This is a genomic window from Myxococcota bacterium (assembly GCA_039030075.1).
Lineage (GTDB): Bacteria > Myxococcota_A > UBA9160 > UBA9160 > SMWR01 > JAHEJV01.
This window is the reverse complement of record JBCCEW010000016.1, coordinates 93,560-110,596: the sequence shown is the minus strand read 5'-3', so window position 1 is coordinate 110,596 and position 17,037 is coordinate 93,560. Positions and strand designations below refer to the sequence as shown.

Below are 17,037 nucleotides of genomic sequence, written 5' to 3'. Positions count from 1 at the left end.
TTGATTTCAGCCTGCTCGCCTTCGCGTCTTGTGAGGGTACGGCAGAACCACCGGGTCGGGAGCGCTGCTAGTCCAGCAGCAGCGCGGCGAGCCACTCCAGGATCAGTCCGATGGCGTCGCTGCCGACGTCCAGTACGTCCAGGACTCCGTTGTCAGCGCCATGGCCGCGCCGACCGTTGAGAATCAGGTTGAGGTCGAACGGCAGGAGGAACACGCCCTTGCACTCGCCGCACGCGTGGGCAGTGGCTCCGCGTTGTTCCCGAGGCTCGAGCGGGACATGGATGCAGTGGGGACAGCGAAGCGTCGGATTTGCTGGCTCGGGCGCGCTGGCCGGCGTCGAAACGTACTCAGGGGGCGAGCGCAGGTACGTCCCGAATTCCTTCGCGTCGAACCAGAGCGCCCCGCAGGCCTCGCACTGGTCGAGTTCCAGCGACTGCCAGGCGACCGTGGCCATTCTCGAGTGACAGGAAGGGCAGTTCATGCAGGGGGCCGACTCGCTACCCGGTCTCGAAACCGACCGCGCGGGCCACTGCGAGTCCGAAGAGCAGGGCGAAGACGCACCACGCCCGGATCCACCCCTCGCTGCGCCCGGCCCACCAGTCGAGGATCCGGCCGAAGCGGTCCGGGCCGAAGAACGGCGTGATGACACCCGCCGCGATGAGGAAGACGCCGAGCCCGAAAACCACGTTCGGCAGGCGCGCCTCGGGTGCGACGAGAACCAGGGCGCCGCCGAAGGCGAGCCGGATGGCCGCAGCCAGATACAGACCCTGCTGTGACTGAAAGCGCCGTGCGAACGCGACGATGCGCGCCGGCGCGAAGAGGCCGACGGCGCCCATGGCGACGACGACGGCGCAGAACAGGAAGGCGAGTAGCCTCATGGGGACCTCGCAGGTGGGAGCTCTAGCGCTCCTCGGTCCGGCAGGCGTGACACGCGACTGCGGTGGCGTCGATGTGGCCTTTCGCCTCCTCGTAGTACCACTTCTGGTCACGCGCCTTCCAGATCTCACGTTTGCCGCACTGCCGACACGTGAAGGGAAGGTCGATGTAGAACTCGGGCAGGCTCCCGTAGGTGTTGATGTGATCCAGCTTCGCTGGATCGGCGGGGACTGCGCTGGGGTGCCCCCGTTGGCTCTCGCGGGGAAGCCGTTGGATCCGGTCTGCCTCGCGAAGGGCTTTCTCGGTGGGGTCTCGCCCCGTTTCGCGCTTCTTCGACATGCGACGCCCGGTCGGTGGATCGCCCAGGATTCGGGGCGACGCGTTGCCTCGAGCTGAGTGAATGCAACCAGTATGCCAGAGCGCCGAGTCGGCTTGGCGCTACCGCGGCGCGTCGCCCCAGAACACGAGCATGTTGCCATCGAGATCCGTCACCTCGAGTTGGAAGACGCCAGGCTGCCAGTGCACCTCGAAGGGCGGGCCGTTCGTACGGGCGCCGCGGCGCTCACATTCCTCGTAGAGAGCGCCGAGGCCGGCCTCGTCGTGGAGTGACAAGCTGAGCACCGACGGACGCCCGGCCCGCGGGATCGAACTCCCGGAATCGAGAATGAGATCGAGTCCGCGGCGACTGACCTGGGCGATCACCGGCTGGTCTTCGGGCGATTGCCAGCGGCGCTCGAACCCGAGCTTTTCACAGAAGTAATCGGCACTCGCCGTGACATCGCGGACGCACAGGATCGGCCGCAGGTAGAACTCGTCCGGGTCTTCCATCGGATCCTTCTTTTTGCTCAGACCGGTAGCGGGCCCGGCGATGGCGCGCCGCGGACCCGGGCAAGGGGCCCGCATGGGTTAGGATCGCTAGGCGCGTTCCGAGAAGCAGAGGATGTAGCTGTCCGGATCCTCGACGTAGAAGTCCCGCACGCCCCAAGGGCGCGTTTCGAGGGGCTTGACGATCGGGGCGCCGCGGCGGGCGAGCTCTTCTTCGAGCGCCTGTACTTCCGTGACGTCGATGAAGGCGTCCAGGTGTTCTTCGGCCTTCCGGTGGTGACGCTCGGCTTCCAGCTTCGGAGCGCACTTCAGATGGATGCAGGCCCCGTCTCGCGAGACGCTCGCGTAGAAGTCGTCGTAGACGAAGTCCGTGGCGAAGCCGAGACGCCCCTCGTAGAACGAGATCGCCGTTTCGAGGTTCTCGACGAGGAACTGGGGGGCTGCTGTGGTGATCCGGGGCAAAGCTGGGTTCTCCGAAGGTGAGTCGGCGCCGGGTTACGCTCCCGCGTGCATCGGGCTCCCGATCATGATCCGGTGCCCGTCGACCGTACGAAGACCGAATTCGCGCATGCCCCAGGGTTCGTCCCGGAGATCCTTGACGATCTCCGCACCCGCCTGGGTCGCTTGGTCGTGATACCGATCGACTCCCTCGACCGTGAGGTAGGCGAAGTAGGAATGGTCGCCGGTGCGCTCTGGCGGCAGCGCATCGGGGCACTCGCCCGCCATGATGCGGCAGCGGTCCTTGACGAAGAAACGCCAGCCCGGGTCACCCGCTTCTTCGATCTCGAAGCCGAGGACGGTACGATAGAAGGTCGCCGATGCGGCCAGATCGGGAACCGCGATCACGTGCATCGTGTCCGTGATCACGTGGCCACCCGGCGCACGCGGCGCTGGCCAGGAGAACTCTCAGACCACATGGATGTTGAACTCCCGGCGAATCTCGTCGAGCGGCCGATCCAGGTGGTCATCATACGCTTCCCAGGGCCAGCGTGAGGAGAGGCGGCGACTTCGCACCAGTACGCGCACGACATCCGGAAGGCAACGCAGCGACTCCATCGCGATTCGCCCGTATCCGGCGTCCGAGAAGATCTGATTCACCTGGGGTTGCTTCAGGTACTCGAGGTAGCCACGCACGCCCAGCGTCGACCCGACGAGGGTCCAGGTATCGATGAGGGTTTCGCCGCGGAGCGAGGTGTCGCACCCGAACACGACGTGACCGGCGTCGTGTTGGCGGAAGAGCGCTTCTGCGCCGGCGGGAAGCTCTGCCGGGTCGAGGATGTCGGGGTTGCGCGCGTAGTACTCGGCGAGGCCCTCCCGCAGCGATTGCGAGGAGTTCTGCTCTGCGTAGCGCGGCGTCTTCTCACCCATGAGGCTTCACGACGAGGCGGCCGTCTCGGCAAGGCTCTTTCGCCCCCGCCGGATCATCGTGACCATGAAGACGAGGGACATGACGACGGAGGTGGCGAAGTCCAAGACGTCCTCGAGCATGGCACTCGTCGTGAACGCGGTCACGAGCCCGAGGAGGAGCAGGAGCGGGATCGCGGCGAGAACGGAAGCGACCCACGCGGCCGGAAGCGCCCCGAAGAAGGGCCCCCAGTGGATCGGTTCTGGCGGCGGGAACGCGAAGTCCGCGGCCACGGGTTCGGCGACGACATAGGTGCCAAAGATCGCGTCGTGGAGGGCCTGCTTTCCCTTCGAGAAGGGCAGGTAGAACACGGACACCCCGAGCAGAGCGGCCTTGGAGAAGTGGCGGGCCACCAGCCGCAGCAAGGAGAGTGCGTTTTCGTCGGTGCTCCGGACGCGCAGCCCCACCAGCCGCTGGCCCGCAGTTCCGCCCACGAGCCAGACGCAGAGGGGCTCGACGAGGAGGGGAGGGGTGAACCAGATCAAGGCCTTGAGGGCGCCGTGGAGCGCGTCCGGCCACGGCTGGACGAAGGCCACGAAGGCGAACCAGCCGACGTAGAAGAGCCCGTCGAAGGCGGCGGACCAGAGGCGCTGGGGCAGTGTGGCGAGCATGCTCGGAACCGGCTGCCTAGTGGGTCAGGCGTTCAGTCGCCGGGGCTCCCTGCCGCCAGCGGCTGAGCACGCTCCCCAATTATGCCAGAAGCCGACCTGGGCCGGCACCGCCCCCGGGCCGCGGGTCGAGTTCGGGCTCCTCACCCGTGTGTCGGCTCGCTACTCGACCGTGATCGAGCAGAGATCCACGCAAGAGGCGGCCTGGACGAGGAAGCCGAGGTAGGGCCGCGTCGTCAGGGCCAGACAGTCGTCCCCAGGCTCGCAGTTTCCGGCGCAGGCGTCCGGCAGAAGCAGCTGGCGGTCGAGGGCGCAGGTTCCTGCGACGGGGGTCGGTCGCACCACGATGTCCACGACGATCACGATCACCAGGAGCACGAGAGCGATCCCCACGATGCCGACGATTCCTCGCATGAGACCTCCGGGACCAGCCGCTCCGCTGCCGGCGCACCCTGCCGCCGTGAGACACGCGCGGGCCCAGTATGCCAGAAGCCGAAGCGGGACCGCGGTTGCCCAGTCGTTCGCACCGCCTCGTCAGGCAGCCGACGCACCTAGGGCGCGTTCGTGACGGGAAGTCCGGCCGCCTGCCACGCGGCGAGACCTCCCTCGATGTGGAACACCTTGTCGTATCCCGCAGCGAGAAGCACCGACTCTCCTTTGCGCGCACGCGGACCCACCATGCAATAGAGCGCGACGCCCTCGGGAGCATCGATCTCCTCGATTCTCTCGGCGACCTCGTCGAACGGGATGTTGATCGCTCCGGCGATATGCGACGAGGCGAACTCCTCAGGCGTCCGCACGTCCACGATCACGGGCGCGCTGCCACTCACGCTTTGGGCGTGTAGCTCGTTCGGGGTGATGCTGGGAGCGACCCCCGGTTCGGGATCCTCCGCGGACACGGCTCCCGCGACGAGGAGCGCCACGAGTGTGAGACAAGCACGTTGCATGAGGATTCTCCGATCCGGTCGCCTGGCGGGCGCGGGACGCTCTAGAACGTTGGCGAAACGAGAGGGGCTGTGCTCGTTGGTTCGCCCAGAATCGTGTCGAAAGTGCGTCGCATCGTCCACGCCTTGCGATCGATCGCCGCGTCGGCCTCGGCCTGGGCGAGGCTCGCGCGAACGAACGCGGTGAGGTCTGGGCAGCTGCGGTCCAGCATGAACAGGAGCTTGTAGGCCGCGCCCTCGTAGATTCGGTAGCAACCGAGGGGAGAGCCGGCGTTGTAGACCGGCGCACCGATCGAGATGGCTTGCGCGATGACCATGTCGACCTCGGCCATCTGGCTGCAGGACGCCTCCAATGCCGATCGGAACTGGAGTCGGTCGTCCAGGGAACGCGACCGGAGCTCTGGGTCGAGTTGAATGGATGGGCCCGATGGTCCCGCGCAGCCGAAGGCGATGGAGCAGGTGACGAGGCCTGAGAGGGCGAGCTGAGGAAGTGTCATTGAAACGATCTGGAGGCCACCGAACGGATCGGGCGTTCCGCTGCCGGGGCACCGTGCCACCGTCGGCTGAGCGCACCGAATCAGTATGGCAGAGCGAGGTTCGGTGCGCGTGGTTCTCCGTTCCGCTCTCGGCGCACGCAAGCTCCGAGGGGCCGACTCTCCTCGGCCTTCAAACGGCGGCGACCGTCGACGCGAGCGCCAGCTGCGACAAGAAGTAGGCGGGCAGTCCCCACGCACCGTTCCAGAAGCTCTCGGCGATGAACCGGTCGCGCGCCACGGACAGATCCGACACCGCGAACCCGATCGCTCCCACGCCGAGCAGCGGCGGCGCGCCCAGCGCCGCGGCCGCGCAGGCGAGCGCGCACATCGCAGAGATCACCACGACGTAGAGGACGACGGGAACCCGGAACTCGCGAGGAAGGTGGGGGCCCATCCGTCGCAAGGTGAGCGTCGCCGCTACGGCCAGCGCCAGTCCGACGACGGCCAGCGCGCCCGCGTCGAGGGGGAGCCGTGTGCACGCAACCGCATAGGACAGATGGCCGCCCAGGAACGCGCCGATGCCGAGCCCGAACCCGAGGCTCTGGCCCGAGGCCAACAGGAAGGCATCCCCGAGCCAGCACAGCAAGAGCCCGGCGAGGATCCACTGCCCGAAGCCCGAATCGAGCGCTCCCCACGACACCCCCGCCCAGACGAACGCCGAGGACGCAGAGAGCTTGAACACGGCCCGTCCCCAGGCATGATCCTTTCGCTCGGCGACCAGCAGCCCGAGTACGGACACGATGCAGAGTGTGACGGGCGCCATTCTCTACGACGCTTTCCAGACCCCATAGGCCAACGCGCCGAGCATCAAGTACAGGTTGAGGGCCACCCACGCTCCGCCCCATGCCCGGACGTGGTCGAAGCGGGGAGTCGACTCGGTTGCGTCGCTGGGCGCAAAGGCCTCGAGCTGAGGCATGTCCTTCCCCGCATAGAGGATCGCAAGGCCAAAGAGGATGATTCCCGGCGGGACGAACGAGAGTCCGTAGTACCCCATCGAGCAGACTGCGAGAATGAAGCAGCCGACCGCCGCCCATTCGTACTTCGCGTGGGGGGCCAGGGATTCCTTCGACCATCGGAGTGCCGCGCCGCACTCTCGGCAGTTCGTGGATCCCGGCCGCGGGTTCGCGAAGTCACGCATGAAGCTGATCTCTTCGACGGAGAACGTGCGGAGGCATATCGGACATCGCGGCATGTCGACACCCCGCTGCCTATCGAGCCGGCGTCGAACCCTGAGCGACTTGCCGCCGTGGGCCGAGCGCACGACCCGAGTATGCCAGAGCCAGAATCGGACCGCGTTGCTCCCCGGTCAGCTGCAACGCCTTGTCAGGCGGCATGACGCTAGACCTCCGGACACAGGCGCTCGCAGGATGGCAGCCCGAGAAAACACTCCCGAGCCATGGGCTCTGGTGCGCTCACATAGGGGTCTTTGGCCTGAGCACACGCAACTCTTGCTCCCGATGGGAACCGCCAGATCACGCGGAGTGATCGCGCGCTTCGCGCCGTTGCTGCGATCTCCGCTACGCGGTGGCATGCTGAGGCGTGGTCGTCCAATGAGGAGAGGTTGCCCACGACGATCAGTAGGTTGCTGGTGGGCGTGAAGACCAAAGAGCCTGGGAAGACTGCGACAACTTCCGACTCGAGCAATCGAAGCCGCTCGAGCCCTGGGCTGCAGACGCGGGTGCGCCTGTCGACATCAGTAGGATCGTCGCAAGAAACCCACCGTGTGCTGCTCGCCAACTCGACATGCACGCGGACCAACGGATCAGGCGTTCAGCTGCCAGGGCACCTTGCCGCTATGAGCTGAGCGCATCACGACAGTATGCCAGAAGCTGCAATGGGAACGCGCGGTTCCGTGGTCCGCTGCAACGCCTTGCTAGGCGGCGAACCACAGGCGGTATGCAAGGAAAGCCGCAACCAGCACGAATGCGAGAACGACATACCGGAACTTCACCGGGGCAGGCTCCTCGCTACCGCCGTAGTGCCCAGGCGCCCAAGGGAAATCAGCCTTGAAGGCCGAGTCGCCTCGGAGGAACGACAGGAAAGCATCCACTACTTGGTCTGCAGGGATGGCATTCCGGACGCAGTGGAAGTGATCGTCCTCGCCGCCCTCTCGGTACTCCATGATGAAGCCGATGCCGGGATGACCGGAGGTCTGGATGTAGTGCTGCTCTTCGGACGCAAGGATCGCGAACGCGTCATCGCTGTCGGGTAGCCCTCGGATGCCCTCCTCGACGTCACTCGCGGTGGGCGACTCGACGGTATCGCCTGGGTTGAGCTTGAGCTCCAAGTATTCGCCGCCTAACGGATCAGGCGATCAGCTGCCGGGGCGACTTGCCGCCATGGGCTGAGCGCACCCCTCGAGTATGCCAGAAGCCGAGGATGGAGCGCGCAGCTCCCCGGCCAGCTGCAACGCCTCATTGGGTAGCAGGCGCGTTCTATGCGCAGCCGCACTGGTTGCCTCGAGTTTGCGAAGCGATTGCCCAGCCTCGCTCGGAGGGGACCAGCTGGTAGTAGAGAAGGCTGACGCAGACCGGGTGTGGATCGAGATCCACAGCGACAACAAGGCCACATCTTGGCGGAGAAATCGCCGCTAGGAGCGCATCCAGATCATCTGGGGCGCCCTCAGGTGGATGCAATGGGCAACCGCCAGGTGGGATGGGGAAGGCCTTGGCTGCCGAAACAAGAACAACGTGCTCTTGGGGAAGGGTCTCGAGTGCCTCGAGCCAGGCTTCCTGCGGGAACCCGGCGGGCCGGACGTCCAAGGTGCTCGCATGGACCGAGGCGAGAGCAATGGCAATGCCGAACAGGGTCCCTACCAATCCTGCCACCTAGCGGATCAGGCGCTTAGCTGCACCCGGCGGACGCCGGGTGTGCTGAGCTGCCTTGGCTTGACGCCGCAGTTTACCCGGGATTTGGACCTCGCTGCTGGGTGTCAGCTACACCGCCTTGTTGGGCCGCGTGTCTCTGCAGCTCGCAGAGGAAGTCAGATTTCTGATCGCCTGACTCGAAGCAACGGGCCGGAATCACCAGGACCGCCAACCGGTCGACGCTAATGAAGATTCGCTCGCCCTGAGCCGACCAGCCCCTCACCGTGGGCCAGCGATAGAGGACATCGGCGTGCCGGGAAGCGAAGCGAATCCCTTGGTCATCTGTGGTCACTTGGTGTGGTCCGAGGACAACGCCCCGCTCCGATGGAACCAAGACCCGGCGCGCTCGAATGGAGAATGCCAGCCAGAGGAGGCCCACAAGCCCAACCGTCAATCCGGCACTCAGGTAGTGGAAGTCGAACTCAAGCGCGCGTCGACCGAACACGAATAGAGTACCCAGGCCGACACAACCAAGGACGTACCACCATACGGGCGTCTGATCCAACGACCGCCGCAAGAACAGCTGCCCTGCTGTGATGTCGGCAGGCTCCAGATGCATCTCGAACTGCATTCACGCGGCCTAACGACTTCGGCATTGGGCTGCCTCCCGCCTTGGGGGCAACCCTTCACCAAGCTCTGAGCGACTGTACCAAAGGGGCTGGGTGGCTCGGTTGAACGGCCGCGTGAGGGAGGTCCGCTCAAACGCCTCGTTAGATGGGGTTTCGGCAGGATGTGCGCACCGGGAGAGCCGGGGCAAGGTCCGTGAGCACCGGAATCAACGGCCAGGAAGTGCCGCGCAAGCAGCAGGCCCTGCTAGATAGCGCCCTGCGAACGGAGGTCGTTCTCAAGCTCAGGGCTGTTCGGTGGGTAGCCCCAGTACCAAAACCATTCTTTGGGACAACGACCGTGGATACACTTGAGGGTAGGTAGCAGAAGTGCCCGAAGCCTTTCGTCCGCTGCGACCACTCTGGACCACAGCTCGCGCACACCCGGTTCTTCCCGTGCTTCCTCCAGAAAGTCTCGGCAAGACAGGTCGTTGGTGTACTCGTAGACGCTCATGTCGTAGCCGTCGTCGAGCGACGCGACGAGTCCCTCGTATGCGCTCACTAGCTGTTCATGGCGCGTAGCGTCTCGCATGACGAACTTCGCCAAGACAAGGCCACCTTACGGATCAGGCGTTCAGCTACCGGGGCTACTTGCCGCCATGGACTGAGCGCACCACCCCAGTATGCCAGGGCCAATTTGAACCGCGTGGTTCCCCGGTCAGCTGCAACGCCTTGTTAAGCAGCCGCCCAAGGGAGTTTCCTCAGGAACGAATCGATGAGGCCTCTCGCCTGCTCGCGACAAGAAGCCGGGTACGTGAACCGAGGCTTGATGAACCATCGAGCGTCATGAACGAAGAGGCTCATTTCCGAACGGTTCGTCCGGGCCTCGAAGAAGAACCCAGGGCCTGTGAGCGCAGTTCCTCGATAGGGTAGATGGGCCTCATAGGTCAGTTCCGAGGTGATATCCGGGTGGTGGGCCCTGATTTCCGCGACACGTGCGGTGAACTCTTCTGAGATCCAGCGCGCCTGAACTGACTCGATCACCTCGCTGCTCGCACCCACGAACTGCATTCGGGGTGTCGGGTAGACGAAGACGGTTGCCGCGATGAGACAACCTGCGGTTCGATAGTTGTACCCGACACTCAGATCGAGGCCCGCGGTGTCGAAACGAAGCGCGGCCACGCGGATGAAGTCGCCATACCTCTCTGGGAACACGAAACCGGTGTTCTCAAGGACAAGATCGCCCGGCCTGTTGATCGGCTCGGGCTCAGGTAGAGGTGATGTGGAAGGCCGGAGATCGAGTTGGGTGGTGCCGGCAAAAGGGCATCCACTCAGGAGCAAGGCGGCGATTCCGATGACCAGAGCGCGCAACATGCGGCTGCCTAACGGATCAGGCGTTCAGCTGCGCCCAGCTGCTGCCGGGAGTGCTAAGTCGCCTTGGTTTGAGGCCACAGTCTACCCGGGATTTGGATCTCGCTGCTGGGTGGCAGCTGCAACGCCGTGTTAGGCAGCACGCGCGCCAGTGCGAAACATGCGGGCCGCGAAACCGCAAAATAGTCCCCAGAGGCCGAGCACGTGAAAGACGGGCCTATGCTCGCCAAGCCACTCGCCATCATGAGGGCGGGTGTCGACGATGCTCCAAGGCAGCGTGATGAGGCCAAGCAGGCCTCCAGCGAGAAGGAAGAGCATGCACTGAGCCGCTAGTACGGCCACGAGTAGCGATGGCGGGATTCTCGACGAGAACGCGAAGAGGGCGAGCGTGCTGACCCAGCAGAGGGGGAATAGCAGGGCGGTATGTATGGTTACCCAGGGGCTGCCGAACCCGCCCTGCAGTGCATTTGAGTAGTCGCTGATAGCGAGCTGGGGAACGTTTGAGAGGATCCGACGGTAGTCGAGGTCCTCGTCGTACTGGATCTCGTTGCGCTCGTTGTAGGACGAGGCTACCGCGATGACGGCAGGGATGAACAGCAGCATGATGAGAACCGCAAGAACAGTACAGACTGCTAGACGCTGGGAACGCATTCCAGGAACCCGTGCTGCCTGACCACTCATTAACCCGCACCGAAGGTACACCACAGGGTGGGGGCGGCGCGGCGGTACGCCGCTTGGGGCGCTTCGAGGTGGGCACAAGCCTCCGAGGACGCTCGGGTTCGTTTCGCGCGGCCGCGTGCTTTGCGAAGAAAGCGCGCGAGGATGCGCGTTGGCTGCGGTTACGCGCGCGTTGGGCCCGTGGGCGCGGTTCCGACCGGCGCCCCGCCGGCAGGGGCCGCGTCCGGCAACCGCGCCAGCGCGAAGAGCCGGTTCTCGAGGCCCAGCCGGCGCGCCGTGAAGAAGAGCGCTTCGAGGCCCGCGCGGACGGGCCAGGCGAGGGAGAGTCGGCGCAGGTCGGTCTCTTCGCGGTGGAGCGTCAGGGTGTCGAGCGCGGCGCGGTCGAAGGCGTCGCGCAGCGTGTCGGGGCCGTAGTAGAGGAAGTGCTGCTCGATGTAGAACTTCTCGAGTGGGCCGGTCAGGCGCCCGCCGGTCGCGCGGTAGAGCAGCCCCGCCACGTCGTCCATCAGGTTGCGTTGGTTCGGCGTGGAGACCGCCACTACACCAGCGGGTTCGAGCACCGATCGCGCGGCGCGCAGCAGCCCCACCGGGTCGCGCGCGTGTTCGATCACGTCCCACATCGTGACCGCGTCGAAGCGCAGCCCCTCGCGGGCCGCGAACTCGGTGAACTGGCCGTTCCAGACATCCAGTCCGAAGTGGTCGCGTGCGTGACTCGTCGCCTCGACGCAGTCGTCCACGCCGTAGGGCTCCCAGCCGCGGCGCCGCGCCACCGCCAGGAACAGGCCGGTGCCGCAGCCGATGTCGAGGAGCTTCCCCGGTTGCCGCTCGCGTTCGATCGAATCGAGCCAGCGCTCATACTGGTCCACGAGCGGGTTGTCGGGCCGGTCGTGGTAGGTGAAGTCGTAGTAGGTCTTCAGCTCGGGCACCGAGCCTTCGCCCTCGGTGTAGAGGGTCTGGAAGAGCTCGCGCACCGTGTCGTCGTCGATCTGGGGCCACAGGTATACGACGCCGCAGCTCGCGCAGTCGTAGACACGGAAGTCGGTAATCCGGTAGCGGAGGTGTCGCGCGTCGGAGCCGCACTGGGGGCAGCGGGCATCGGCGTCGTCGGGGGAGGCGTCGGAGGGGGCGCCGAGACCGGGGGCAGGCATGGTGTCAGCCGCCGCTCGGGCCCTGGGCAGGTCGCAGGGCGCTCACGGCGGCGCAGCGTAGGGCAAAGCCGCCGCCCCTGCGATCCGCGCGGCGGTGCCGTGCCCTAAGATGCGGCGGTGCCCCGTGAAGCGCCGGCTGCGAGTTCCACCCCCACGTCTCGAATCGTACCGCGCCCGGTGCTGGCCGGGCTGTTGGCCGCAGCGGCCTTCGTCTTTGGCGCCATGCTCTTCGTGCACCTCTCCTACCCGCTGCTCTGGGAGGACGAGGGCGACTCGGTGATCTTCGGCCGCAGCATCCTCCGCTACGGCTTTCCGAAGGTTCACGACGGCCCCAACGTGCTCTACGGCCTGAAGGAAAAGCTCGAGCTCGGGGTCGACGAGCGCACCGACGCCTACACCGGCGCCCCGTGGATGAATTACTACCTCGGCGCCATCGGAGTGGCCCTGGCCGAAGGCGCCACCGACGTCCACGACAAGACGTTCTGGCTGCGCTTCCCCTACACCGTCACCGGGGTGTTCGGGCTGGCGCTGCTCTTCGTCGCGATCCTGCCCGGGTTGCGCGGCCGGCCGGGCGCTCGGCAGCTGTCGGCGCTCGCCTATCTGGCCATGCTCAGCGTGTCGATCTCGCTGATCCTCCACCTGCGCGAGGCCCGCTACTACCCGATCGTGATCCTGCTCTACGGCGCGCTGCTCTACGCGTTCGCCTACCGGCACTTCTTCGCGCGCCTCTCTTATGGCCGCTATGCCTTCCTCACCTTCACGTCGCTGTTCCTGCTCTTCAACACCTTCTACCCCGCCTTCGGGGTGTGGTGCGCGGCGGCGAGTCTGTTCCTGTTCTTCCGCGGCTGGCGTCAGGTGCAGACAGCGGAAGGCGAGGGCGCAGGGATCGTCGGACGCTTCTGGCAGGCGGTGCGCTTCACCCTCTGGGAGAACGCCCCGGTCTTCGCGGCCACCGCCGCGGTGCTGCCGCTGCTCCTGTTCTTCGACTTCGTGTTCCAGGCAAGTCGCTGGTTCGACCAGTTCGACAGCTCGTTGGCCGTCTACGCGCGCAACCTCGAGTTCGTGGCCCACAGCATGCTGCGCTTCGAGTTCGGGGCCCTGGTGCTCGGGCTGAAGGCGCTCCTGGGGATCGCGCTCTGGACACGCCCCGATCGCCGCTGGCCCGCCGGCCTCGAAGCCCTGCGCGGCTTGTCGGCGTTCCTGGTCGTTCTGCTTTTCGCGTATGCCGCGATCGTCACGCGCAGCCCGTTCCTCTTCGAGCGCTACTTCCTCACGATGGGGCCGCTCGTGACCCTGCTCGTGCTGGTCGACGCGCGGCTGCTGTGGCGGGTGCTCGCGGCCGAGGGCGGGGTGTCCGTGGGCTGGCGGCGCGGGCTGGCGGCGGCCGCGGCCATCGCCGTCGTGGCCTCCCTCGCGGTGCGCGCACCCGAGCTCGGTGGGCGCCTGACGGAGATGCGCACGCCCTACAAGGGGCCCCTCGACTACGCCGTGCCGTACCTGCTCGAGCGCTACGACCGGCCGGAAGAGCTCGTCGTGGCCACCAACTACGCCGAGCCCGTGCTCATGTACTACCTCGGTGCCCACGTGATCGTCGGCTACTACGGCGCCAACCTCGAGGCTGATCTCAAACTCCAGCCCGACGTGATCGTCCCGCGCCCCTGGCAGCAGCAGTACGACAGCCTCGAGACGCTCTTTCGTCGCGCGCGCTATGCGCCGAGGGCCTTCGAGGTGAAGACCCAGTCGACGAACAACATCCCCGCGCTGTCGCCCTACACGCCGGGTGGGCTCGTGCACCGCTACGAGACGGTGCTGGCCGAGAACGACCGGGAACGCTTCGTGATCTGGGAGCGCGTGCCCGAGCCGAGCAACGACGGGCCCTAGCGCGCCGCTCTAGCCCGCGGCCGCGGGCTTCCGCGCGATCACGCGCTGGTTCGAGGTGGCACCGCCGGTCTTCGCGCGCAGCCAGTCGGCCAGCACGAACACCGAGAGCAGCAGCGGGTTGCGGAAGTCGAGCAGCCGCACCAGCCAGTCGGGGCCACCGCGCGCGACGACGCCGTTGTGCATCGAGATGATCCACGACGCCGGGCTGATCAGGCTCTCGTGCCGCTCGATCTCGAAGCCCTCGCCTTCGAGCATCCCGCGCAGGGAGGCGTCGGTGAACAGGTGCCAGTGGCGCGGGAAGTGGTAGTGCCCCCAGGTCTGGCCCTGGAAGAGGCGGTGATCGAGGCCCGCCGGGTTCGGGGTTTCCACGACGAAGACGCCGCCCGGTGCCAGCAGCCGGAACACCTGGCGCGCCACGGCTGCCGGGTCTTCCACGTGCTCGATCAGCTGGAGCATCAGGATGCCGTCGTAGCGCCGCTCGCTCTCGAAGCTCTCGATGCGTCCCACGTTGGCTTCGAAGCCGGCGGCCTGGCAGTCGGCGGCGGCCTCGGCGTCGATGTCGAGCCCCTCGAGCTCCCATGCCGGGTCACCGAAGTCGCGCAGCAAACCGAGGAAGCGCCCGCTGCCGCAGCCGACGTCGAGGATGCGCTTGGTGCCGGTACCCACGCATTCGCGGTAGAGGCGCACCTTCCCGCCCTCCCAGGTGCGTCGCGCCCGCGCCACGACGCCCGTGCCCTCGTTGCCGAAGGCGTAGTAGTGGGGCGGATAGATGGTGCCGAGGTCGTCGGCCGAGGGGCGCGGGTTCAGGTAGAGATGCGCGCACTCGCGGCAGCGCACGAACGAGAACTCGTTCGCGGCCGTCGCGTACTCGTAGTCATGGCCCCGGGCGACCGTCTCGGCGTCGTCGCTGCCACAGAGGGCGCAACGCGACTCAACCAGCGTCAGCGTGGCGGGGGTCGCGGAAGGGTCCAAGGAGGCGGTTCTCGATCGGGACGCCGTCGGCGGCCAGCTCATCGCGGCGGTCGGCGAAGACCGCGCGATAGCGGTGCCAGGGGAGTCCGGGCCAGAGGTGGTGGATCGCGTGGTAGTTGTGCTGCAGCACCAGGGGTGTGAGCCAGCCGATGTCGAGGATGCGCGTGCCCGCGTGCCGCTCGGCCGGGAGCCCCGCGTGGGGCAGGAAGTTGATGTACCAGTCCATGATCAGCTTCGCGACGCCGACGGGGATCGCCCACAGCAGCACCAGGTCGAGGGCCACCCCGAAGACGGCGCCGACGACGAAGATCCCGGCGACGACGGCCACGCTGGCCAGGTCCGAGCGCCGCTCGCCCGGGCTGCGCGGATCGGATTCGAGCACTTCCTTCGCGTAGCCCAGCGCCCGCGGGTAGCGCAGCAGGATGGTGGCGAAGGGGCCGTCTGTGTAGATGAAGTTCGGGTCGTCGCGCTCGTTCATGCGCGTGTGGTGCCGCAGGTGGATCCAGCGCTGCATGAAGTAGGGCGTCATGTACGGAAACATGCCCAGCACGCCCACCGCTGCGTTCACCCGGCGCGACGACGAGACGTTCTCGTGCACCGCTTCGTGCCAGATCGTGAACGCCAGGTGGATCGCCGCGACCGAGACGGCCATGTGCACGAGCAGCGGCAGCGGCGCCGTCCAGTAGAGCGCGAAGTTCCCGAGTAGCAGGGCGTACATCGCAGCCAGCAGCGCGAGGGTGCGCACGTCGAGGCCTTCCGGGGGCACCGGCGGGCGTCGGCGCGCGGGCGAAGGCGGCGGGGACGACATGCGGGCAGAGTATGGGTCGGCGCGAAAACGGTCAATCTTCCGAGGGTTTGTCGCCGTTTCTGGAAACGGATTCTCGCATCGCGTCGGGGTGCGCGCGTCGGGTAGGCGTGCGACGCCCGTCCTGGAACCAGAGGCGCGTCCCGGGACCGCGGTTCCAGCGAGCGACACGGACGAGTGTCATCTCCGTGCAAACTTCGTCGCAACAACGCGCGATCGCGACGGGTTTCGCGCGCGGTCCCCTTGTGCGGGCGAAGTCGCGCGGTACCTTTTCGCTCCGTGAGCGCCTACACCCTGAGCGATGTCGCTCGACTGTGCGGTGTCTCGCGTCGGCGCGTTCAATACTGGGAACGCACCGCGCTCCTGAGCGCGACTCCGGAATCCGGCGATGAGCCGTCGTTTGATTTTCGCGATCTGGTGCGCGCGCGTTCCATCGCCGGGTTGCTCTCGCGGGGCGTCTCCCTGCGGCGCATCCGCCGCGAAGCCGACGACCTGCGCGAGCGTTTCCCGGGCCTCGAGCCGCTGCCGTCTCTGCGCACCTGGCGCGAAGCGCCGCGGCTGCTGGTGCACCACGAGGGCACCTGGATGGAGCCCGACGGCCAGCTCGTCCTCGACTTCGTGCGCGAAGGCACCGAGGGCGCCGTCGAGACCCTGTCGGCGCCGGATCCCCAGTCGACGCTGATCGCGGCCCGCGAATGGTTCGAGCGGGGCTGCGAGCTCGATGTCGAGCGCTCCACCTGGGACGAGGCGGCCGACGCCTACCGCCGCGCCATCGCCCTCGACCCGCGCTACGCCGACGCCCACTGCAACCTGGGCTCGCTGCTCTTCAACAGCGGGCGCGTCGACGAAGCCAGGGATCACTTCGAAGAGACGCTGGCCCTCGACCCCCGCCACGTCGAGGGCAACCTGAACCTCGGAACGCTCTGCGAAGAGTCGGGGGCCGACGAGACCGCGCTCACCCACTATCGGCGGGCGCTCGAGAGCGATCCGCTCTTCCCGGACGTCCACGTCTCGATGGCGCTGATCTACGAGAAGCTCGAGCTGCCGCGCACGGCGCGCTCCCACTGGCGTCGCTATCTGAAGCTTACCCCCGAAGGCAGCTGGGCCCGGATCGCCCGATCGCGTCTCGACGGCTACGAAGACGAGCGCTGAGCGCCGGCCGGGCCTCTAGTCGCGGTCTTCGAGGTACTTCGCATAGCCGGAGGCGTCCAGCAGGCCGTCGGCCGCCGACGCATCGCCCGCGACCACCAGGATCCAGCCCTCGCCGTAGCAGTCCGAGTTCACCAGCTCGGGTCCGTCGACGAGCGCGCCGTTCACCTCGAGGATCTCGCCGGAGACCGGCGCGAACAGGTCGGAAACGGCTTTCACCGATTCGATCGTGCCGAAGCTCTCGCCGCGAGTCACCGATGTGCCGACCTCGGGCAGCTCGAGGAACACGATGTCCCCCAGCTGGTCCTGGGCGTAGTCGGTCACGCCGATCACGATGCGTCCGTCTTCGATGCGGACCCATTCGTCCTGCTCGGAGTATTTCAGGTCTTCGGGGATCGACGTGTCTGCCACGGGGGTCTCCGTCGGG

At 66.7% G+C, this 17,037-nt stretch carries 22 protein-coding genes; 2 read left to right on the top strand and 20 right to left on the bottom strand.

The features are described from left to right. Positions 1 to 67: 67 nt before the first annotated feature. The 17 genes from AAF430_17185 to AAF430_17105 all read right to left on the bottom strand — a co-directional run bounded on the left by AAF430_17185 (position 68) and on the right by AAF430_17105 (position 11,803). The gene (locus AAF430_17185; protein MEM7411967.1) at positions 68 to 481 is read right to left on the bottom strand and encodes a zf-TFIIB domain-containing protein; all 414 of its coding nucleotides are present in this window, start codon (positions 479 to 481) and stop codon (positions 68 to 70) included. Positions 482 to 497: 16 nt separating this feature from the next. Beyond that, the gene (locus AAF430_17180; protein MEM7411966.1) at positions 498 to 878 is read right to left on the bottom strand and encodes a hypothetical protein; all 381 of its coding nucleotides are present in this window, start codon (positions 876 to 878) and stop codon (positions 498 to 500) included. A 22-nt stretch (positions 879 to 900) separates the two neighbouring features. Further along, positions 901 to 1,215 (bottom strand): zinc-ribbon domain containing protein, encoded by a 315-nt coding sequence (locus AAF430_17175; protein MEM7411965.1) that lies wholly within the window; start codon positions 1,213 to 1,215, stop codon positions 901 to 903. A 99-nt stretch (positions 1,216 to 1,314) separates the two neighbouring features. After that, the gene (locus AAF430_17170) at positions 1,315 to 1,704 is read right to left on the bottom strand and encodes a VOC family protein (GenBank protein MEM7411964.1); all 390 of its coding nucleotides are present in this window, start codon (positions 1,702 to 1,704) and stop codon (positions 1,315 to 1,317) included. Between the two features lie 87 nt (positions 1,705 to 1,791). After that, the gene (locus AAF430_17165; protein MEM7411963.1) at positions 1,792 to 2,163 is read right to left on the bottom strand and encodes a VOC family protein; all 372 of its coding nucleotides are present in this window, start codon (positions 2,161 to 2,163) and stop codon (positions 1,792 to 1,794) included. A 33-nt stretch (positions 2,164 to 2,196) separates the two neighbouring features. After that, on the bottom strand, positions 2,197 to 2,568 hold the full coding sequence (locus AAF430_17160) for a VOC family protein (protein ID MEM7411962.1): 372 nt from the start codon (positions 2,566 to 2,568) through the stop codon (positions 2,197 to 2,199). A 39-nt stretch (positions 2,569 to 2,607) separates the two neighbouring features. Further along, the gene (locus tag AAF430_17155; GenBank protein ID MEM7411961.1) at positions 2,608 to 3,069 is read right to left on the bottom strand and encodes a hypothetical protein; all 462 of its coding nucleotides are present in this window, start codon (positions 3,067 to 3,069) and stop codon (positions 2,608 to 2,610) included. Positions 3,070 to 3,075: 6 nt separating this feature from the next. After that, positions 3,076 to 3,717 carry an RDD family protein gene (locus tag AAF430_17150; GenBank protein MEM7411960.1) on the bottom strand — a complete coding sequence of 214 codons (642 nt, stop codon included), beginning with the start codon at positions 3,715 to 3,717 and terminating at the stop codon, positions 3,076 to 3,078. 159 nt (positions 3,718 to 3,876) lie between these two features. Continuing rightward, positions 3,877 to 4,128 carry a hypothetical protein gene (locus AAF430_17145; protein MEM7411959.1) on the bottom strand — a complete coding sequence of 84 codons (252 nt, stop codon included), beginning with the start codon at positions 4,126 to 4,128 and terminating at the stop codon, positions 3,877 to 3,879. A 137-nt stretch (positions 4,129 to 4,265) separates the two neighbouring features. Then, positions 4,266 to 4,661: a rhodanese-like domain-containing protein gene (locus AAF430_17140; GenBank protein MEM7411958.1), complete on the bottom strand. Its 396-nt coding sequence runs from the start codon at positions 4,659 to 4,661 to the stop codon at positions 4,266 to 4,268. Between the two features lie 41 nt (positions 4,662 to 4,702). Then, entirely contained in the window at positions 4,703 to 4,990 is a 288-nt protein-coding gene (locus AAF430_17135) for a hypothetical protein (GenBank protein ID MEM7411957.1), read from the bottom strand. 334 nt (positions 4,991 to 5,324) lie between these two features. Continuing rightward, positions 5,325 to 5,957: a lysoplasmalogenase family protein gene (locus tag AAF430_17130; protein MEM7411956.1), complete on the bottom strand. Its 633-nt coding sequence runs from the start codon at positions 5,955 to 5,957 to the stop codon at positions 5,325 to 5,327. Positions 5,958 to 5,960: 3 nt separating this feature from the next. Beyond that, complete coding sequence (locus tag AAF430_17125; GenBank protein MEM7411955.1) at positions 5,961 to 6,332, bottom strand: hypothetical protein; 372 nt, start codon at positions 6,330 to 6,332, stop codon at positions 5,961 to 5,963. Positions 6,333 to 7,067: 735 nt separating this feature from the next. Continuing rightward, complete coding sequence (locus tag AAF430_17120; protein ID MEM7411954.1) at positions 7,068 to 7,481, bottom strand: hypothetical protein; 414 nt, start codon at positions 7,479 to 7,481, stop codon at positions 7,068 to 7,070. A 1,860-nt stretch (positions 7,482 to 9,341) separates the two neighbouring features. Then, positions 9,342 to 9,980 (bottom strand): hypothetical protein, encoded by a 639-nt coding sequence (locus tag AAF430_17115; protein MEM7411953.1) that lies wholly within the window; start codon positions 9,978 to 9,980, stop codon positions 9,342 to 9,344. A gap of 129 nt (positions 9,981 to 10,109) precedes the next feature. Further along, positions 10,110 to 10,580 carry a hypothetical protein gene (locus AAF430_17110; protein MEM7411952.1) on the bottom strand — a complete coding sequence of 157 codons (471 nt, stop codon included), beginning with the start codon at positions 10,578 to 10,580 and terminating at the stop codon, positions 10,110 to 10,112. 236 nt (positions 10,581 to 10,816) lie between these two features. Beyond that, positions 10,817 to 11,803: a class I SAM-dependent methyltransferase gene (locus AAF430_17105; protein MEM7411951.1), complete on the bottom strand. Its 987-nt coding sequence runs from the start codon at positions 11,801 to 11,803 to the stop codon at positions 10,817 to 10,819. A gap of 117 nt (positions 11,804 to 11,920) precedes the next feature. Between AAF430_17105 and AAF430_17100 the strand changes: the two genes are divergently transcribed. Then, positions 11,921 to 13,684 carry a hypothetical protein gene (locus AAF430_17100; GenBank protein ID MEM7411950.1) on the top strand — a complete coding sequence of 588 codons (1,764 nt, stop codon included), beginning with the start codon at positions 11,921 to 11,923 and terminating at the stop codon, positions 13,682 to 13,684. A gap of 9 nt (positions 13,685 to 13,693) precedes the next feature. On the opposite strand, the gene AAF430_17095 is transcribed toward AAF430_17100, so the two are convergent. Then, the gene (locus AAF430_17095; protein ID MEM7411949.1) at positions 13,694 to 14,656 is read right to left on the bottom strand and encodes a class I SAM-dependent methyltransferase; all 963 of its coding nucleotides are present in this window, start codon (positions 14,654 to 14,656) and stop codon (positions 13,694 to 13,696) included. After that, positions 14,616 to 15,464 carry a fatty acid desaturase gene (locus AAF430_17090; GenBank protein ID MEM7411948.1) on the bottom strand — a complete coding sequence of 283 codons (849 nt, stop codon included), beginning with the start codon at positions 15,462 to 15,464 and terminating at the stop codon, positions 14,616 to 14,618. Before AAF430_17090 ends, AAF430_17095 begins: the two co-directional genes overlap by 41 nt. A gap of 276 nt (positions 15,465 to 15,740) precedes the next feature. Between AAF430_17090 and AAF430_17085 the strand changes: the two genes are divergently transcribed. Next, complete coding sequence (locus AAF430_17085) at positions 15,741 to 16,613, top strand: tetratricopeptide repeat protein (protein MEM7411947.1); 873 nt, start codon at positions 15,741 to 15,743, stop codon at positions 16,611 to 16,613. A gap of 15 nt (positions 16,614 to 16,628) precedes the next feature. On the opposite strand, the gene gcvH is transcribed toward AAF430_17085, so the two are convergent. Continuing rightward, positions 16,629 to 17,021 (bottom strand): glycine cleavage system protein GcvH, encoded by a 393-nt coding sequence (gcvH, locus tag AAF430_17080; protein MEM7411946.1) that lies wholly within the window; start codon positions 17,019 to 17,021, stop codon positions 16,629 to 16,631. Positions 17,022 to 17,037: the final 16 nt, after the last annotated feature.

What these genes read in the sequence shown, in the direction of transcription:
- AAF430_17150 (MEM7411960.1), bottom strand. Translation starts at nt 3,717, where the DNA reads ATGCTCGCCACACTGCCCCAGCGCCTCTGGTCCGCCGCCTTCGACGGG.
- AAF430_17185 (MEM7411967.1), bottom strand. Translation starts at nt 481, where the DNA reads ATGAACTGCCCTTCCTGTCACTCGAGAATGGCCACGGTCGCCTGGCAG.
- AAF430_17170 (MEM7411964.1), bottom strand. Translation starts at nt 1,704, where the DNA reads ATGGAAGACCCGGACGAGTTCTACCTGCGGCCGATCCTGTGCGTCCGC.
- AAF430_17135 (MEM7411957.1), bottom strand. Translation starts at nt 4,990, where the DNA reads ATGGCCGAGGTCGACATGGTCATCGCGCAAGCCATCTCGATCGGTGCG.
- AAF430_17175 (MEM7411965.1), bottom strand. Translation starts at nt 1,215, where the DNA reads ATGTCGAAGAAGCGCGAAACGGGGCGAGACCCCACCGAGAAAGCCCTT.
- AAF430_17125 (MEM7411955.1), bottom strand. Translation starts at nt 6,332, where the DNA reads ATGCGTGACTTCGCGAACCCGCGGCCGGGATCCACGAACTGCCGAGAG.
- AAF430_17180 (MEM7411966.1), bottom strand. Translation starts at nt 878, where the DNA reads ATGAGGCTACTCGCCTTCCTGTTCTGCGCCGTCGTCGTCGCCATGGGC.
- AAF430_17110 (MEM7411952.1), bottom strand. Translation starts at nt 10,580, where the DNA reads ATGCTGCTGTTCATCCCTGCCGTCATCGCGGTAGCCTCGTCCTACAAC.
- AAF430_17130 (MEM7411956.1), bottom strand. Translation starts at nt 5,957, where the DNA reads ATGGCGCCCGTCACACTCTGCATCGTGTCCGTACTCGGGCTGCTGGTC.
- AAF430_17090 (MEM7411948.1), bottom strand. Translation starts at nt 15,464, where the DNA reads ATGTCGTCCCCGCCGCCTTCGCCCGCGCGCCGACGCCCGCCGGTGCCC.
- AAF430_17155 (MEM7411961.1), bottom strand. Translation starts at nt 3,069, where the DNA reads ATGGGTGAGAAGACGCCGCGCTACGCAGAGCAGAACTCCTCGCAATCG.
- AAF430_17105 (MEM7411951.1), bottom strand. Translation starts at nt 11,803, where the DNA reads ATGCCTGCCCCCGGTCTCGGCGCCCCCTCCGACGCCTCCCCCGACGAC.
- AAF430_17140 (MEM7411958.1), bottom strand. Translation starts at nt 4,661, where the DNA reads ATGCAACGTGCTTGTCTCACACTCGTGGCGCTCCTCGTCGCGGGAGCC.
- AAF430_17145 (MEM7411959.1), bottom strand. Translation starts at nt 4,128, where the DNA reads ATGCGAGGAATCGTCGGCATCGTGGGGATCGCTCTCGTGCTCCTGGTG.
- AAF430_17115 (MEM7411953.1), bottom strand. Translation starts at nt 9,980, where the DNA reads ATGTTGCGCGCTCTGGTCATCGGAATCGCCGCCTTGCTCCTGAGTGGA.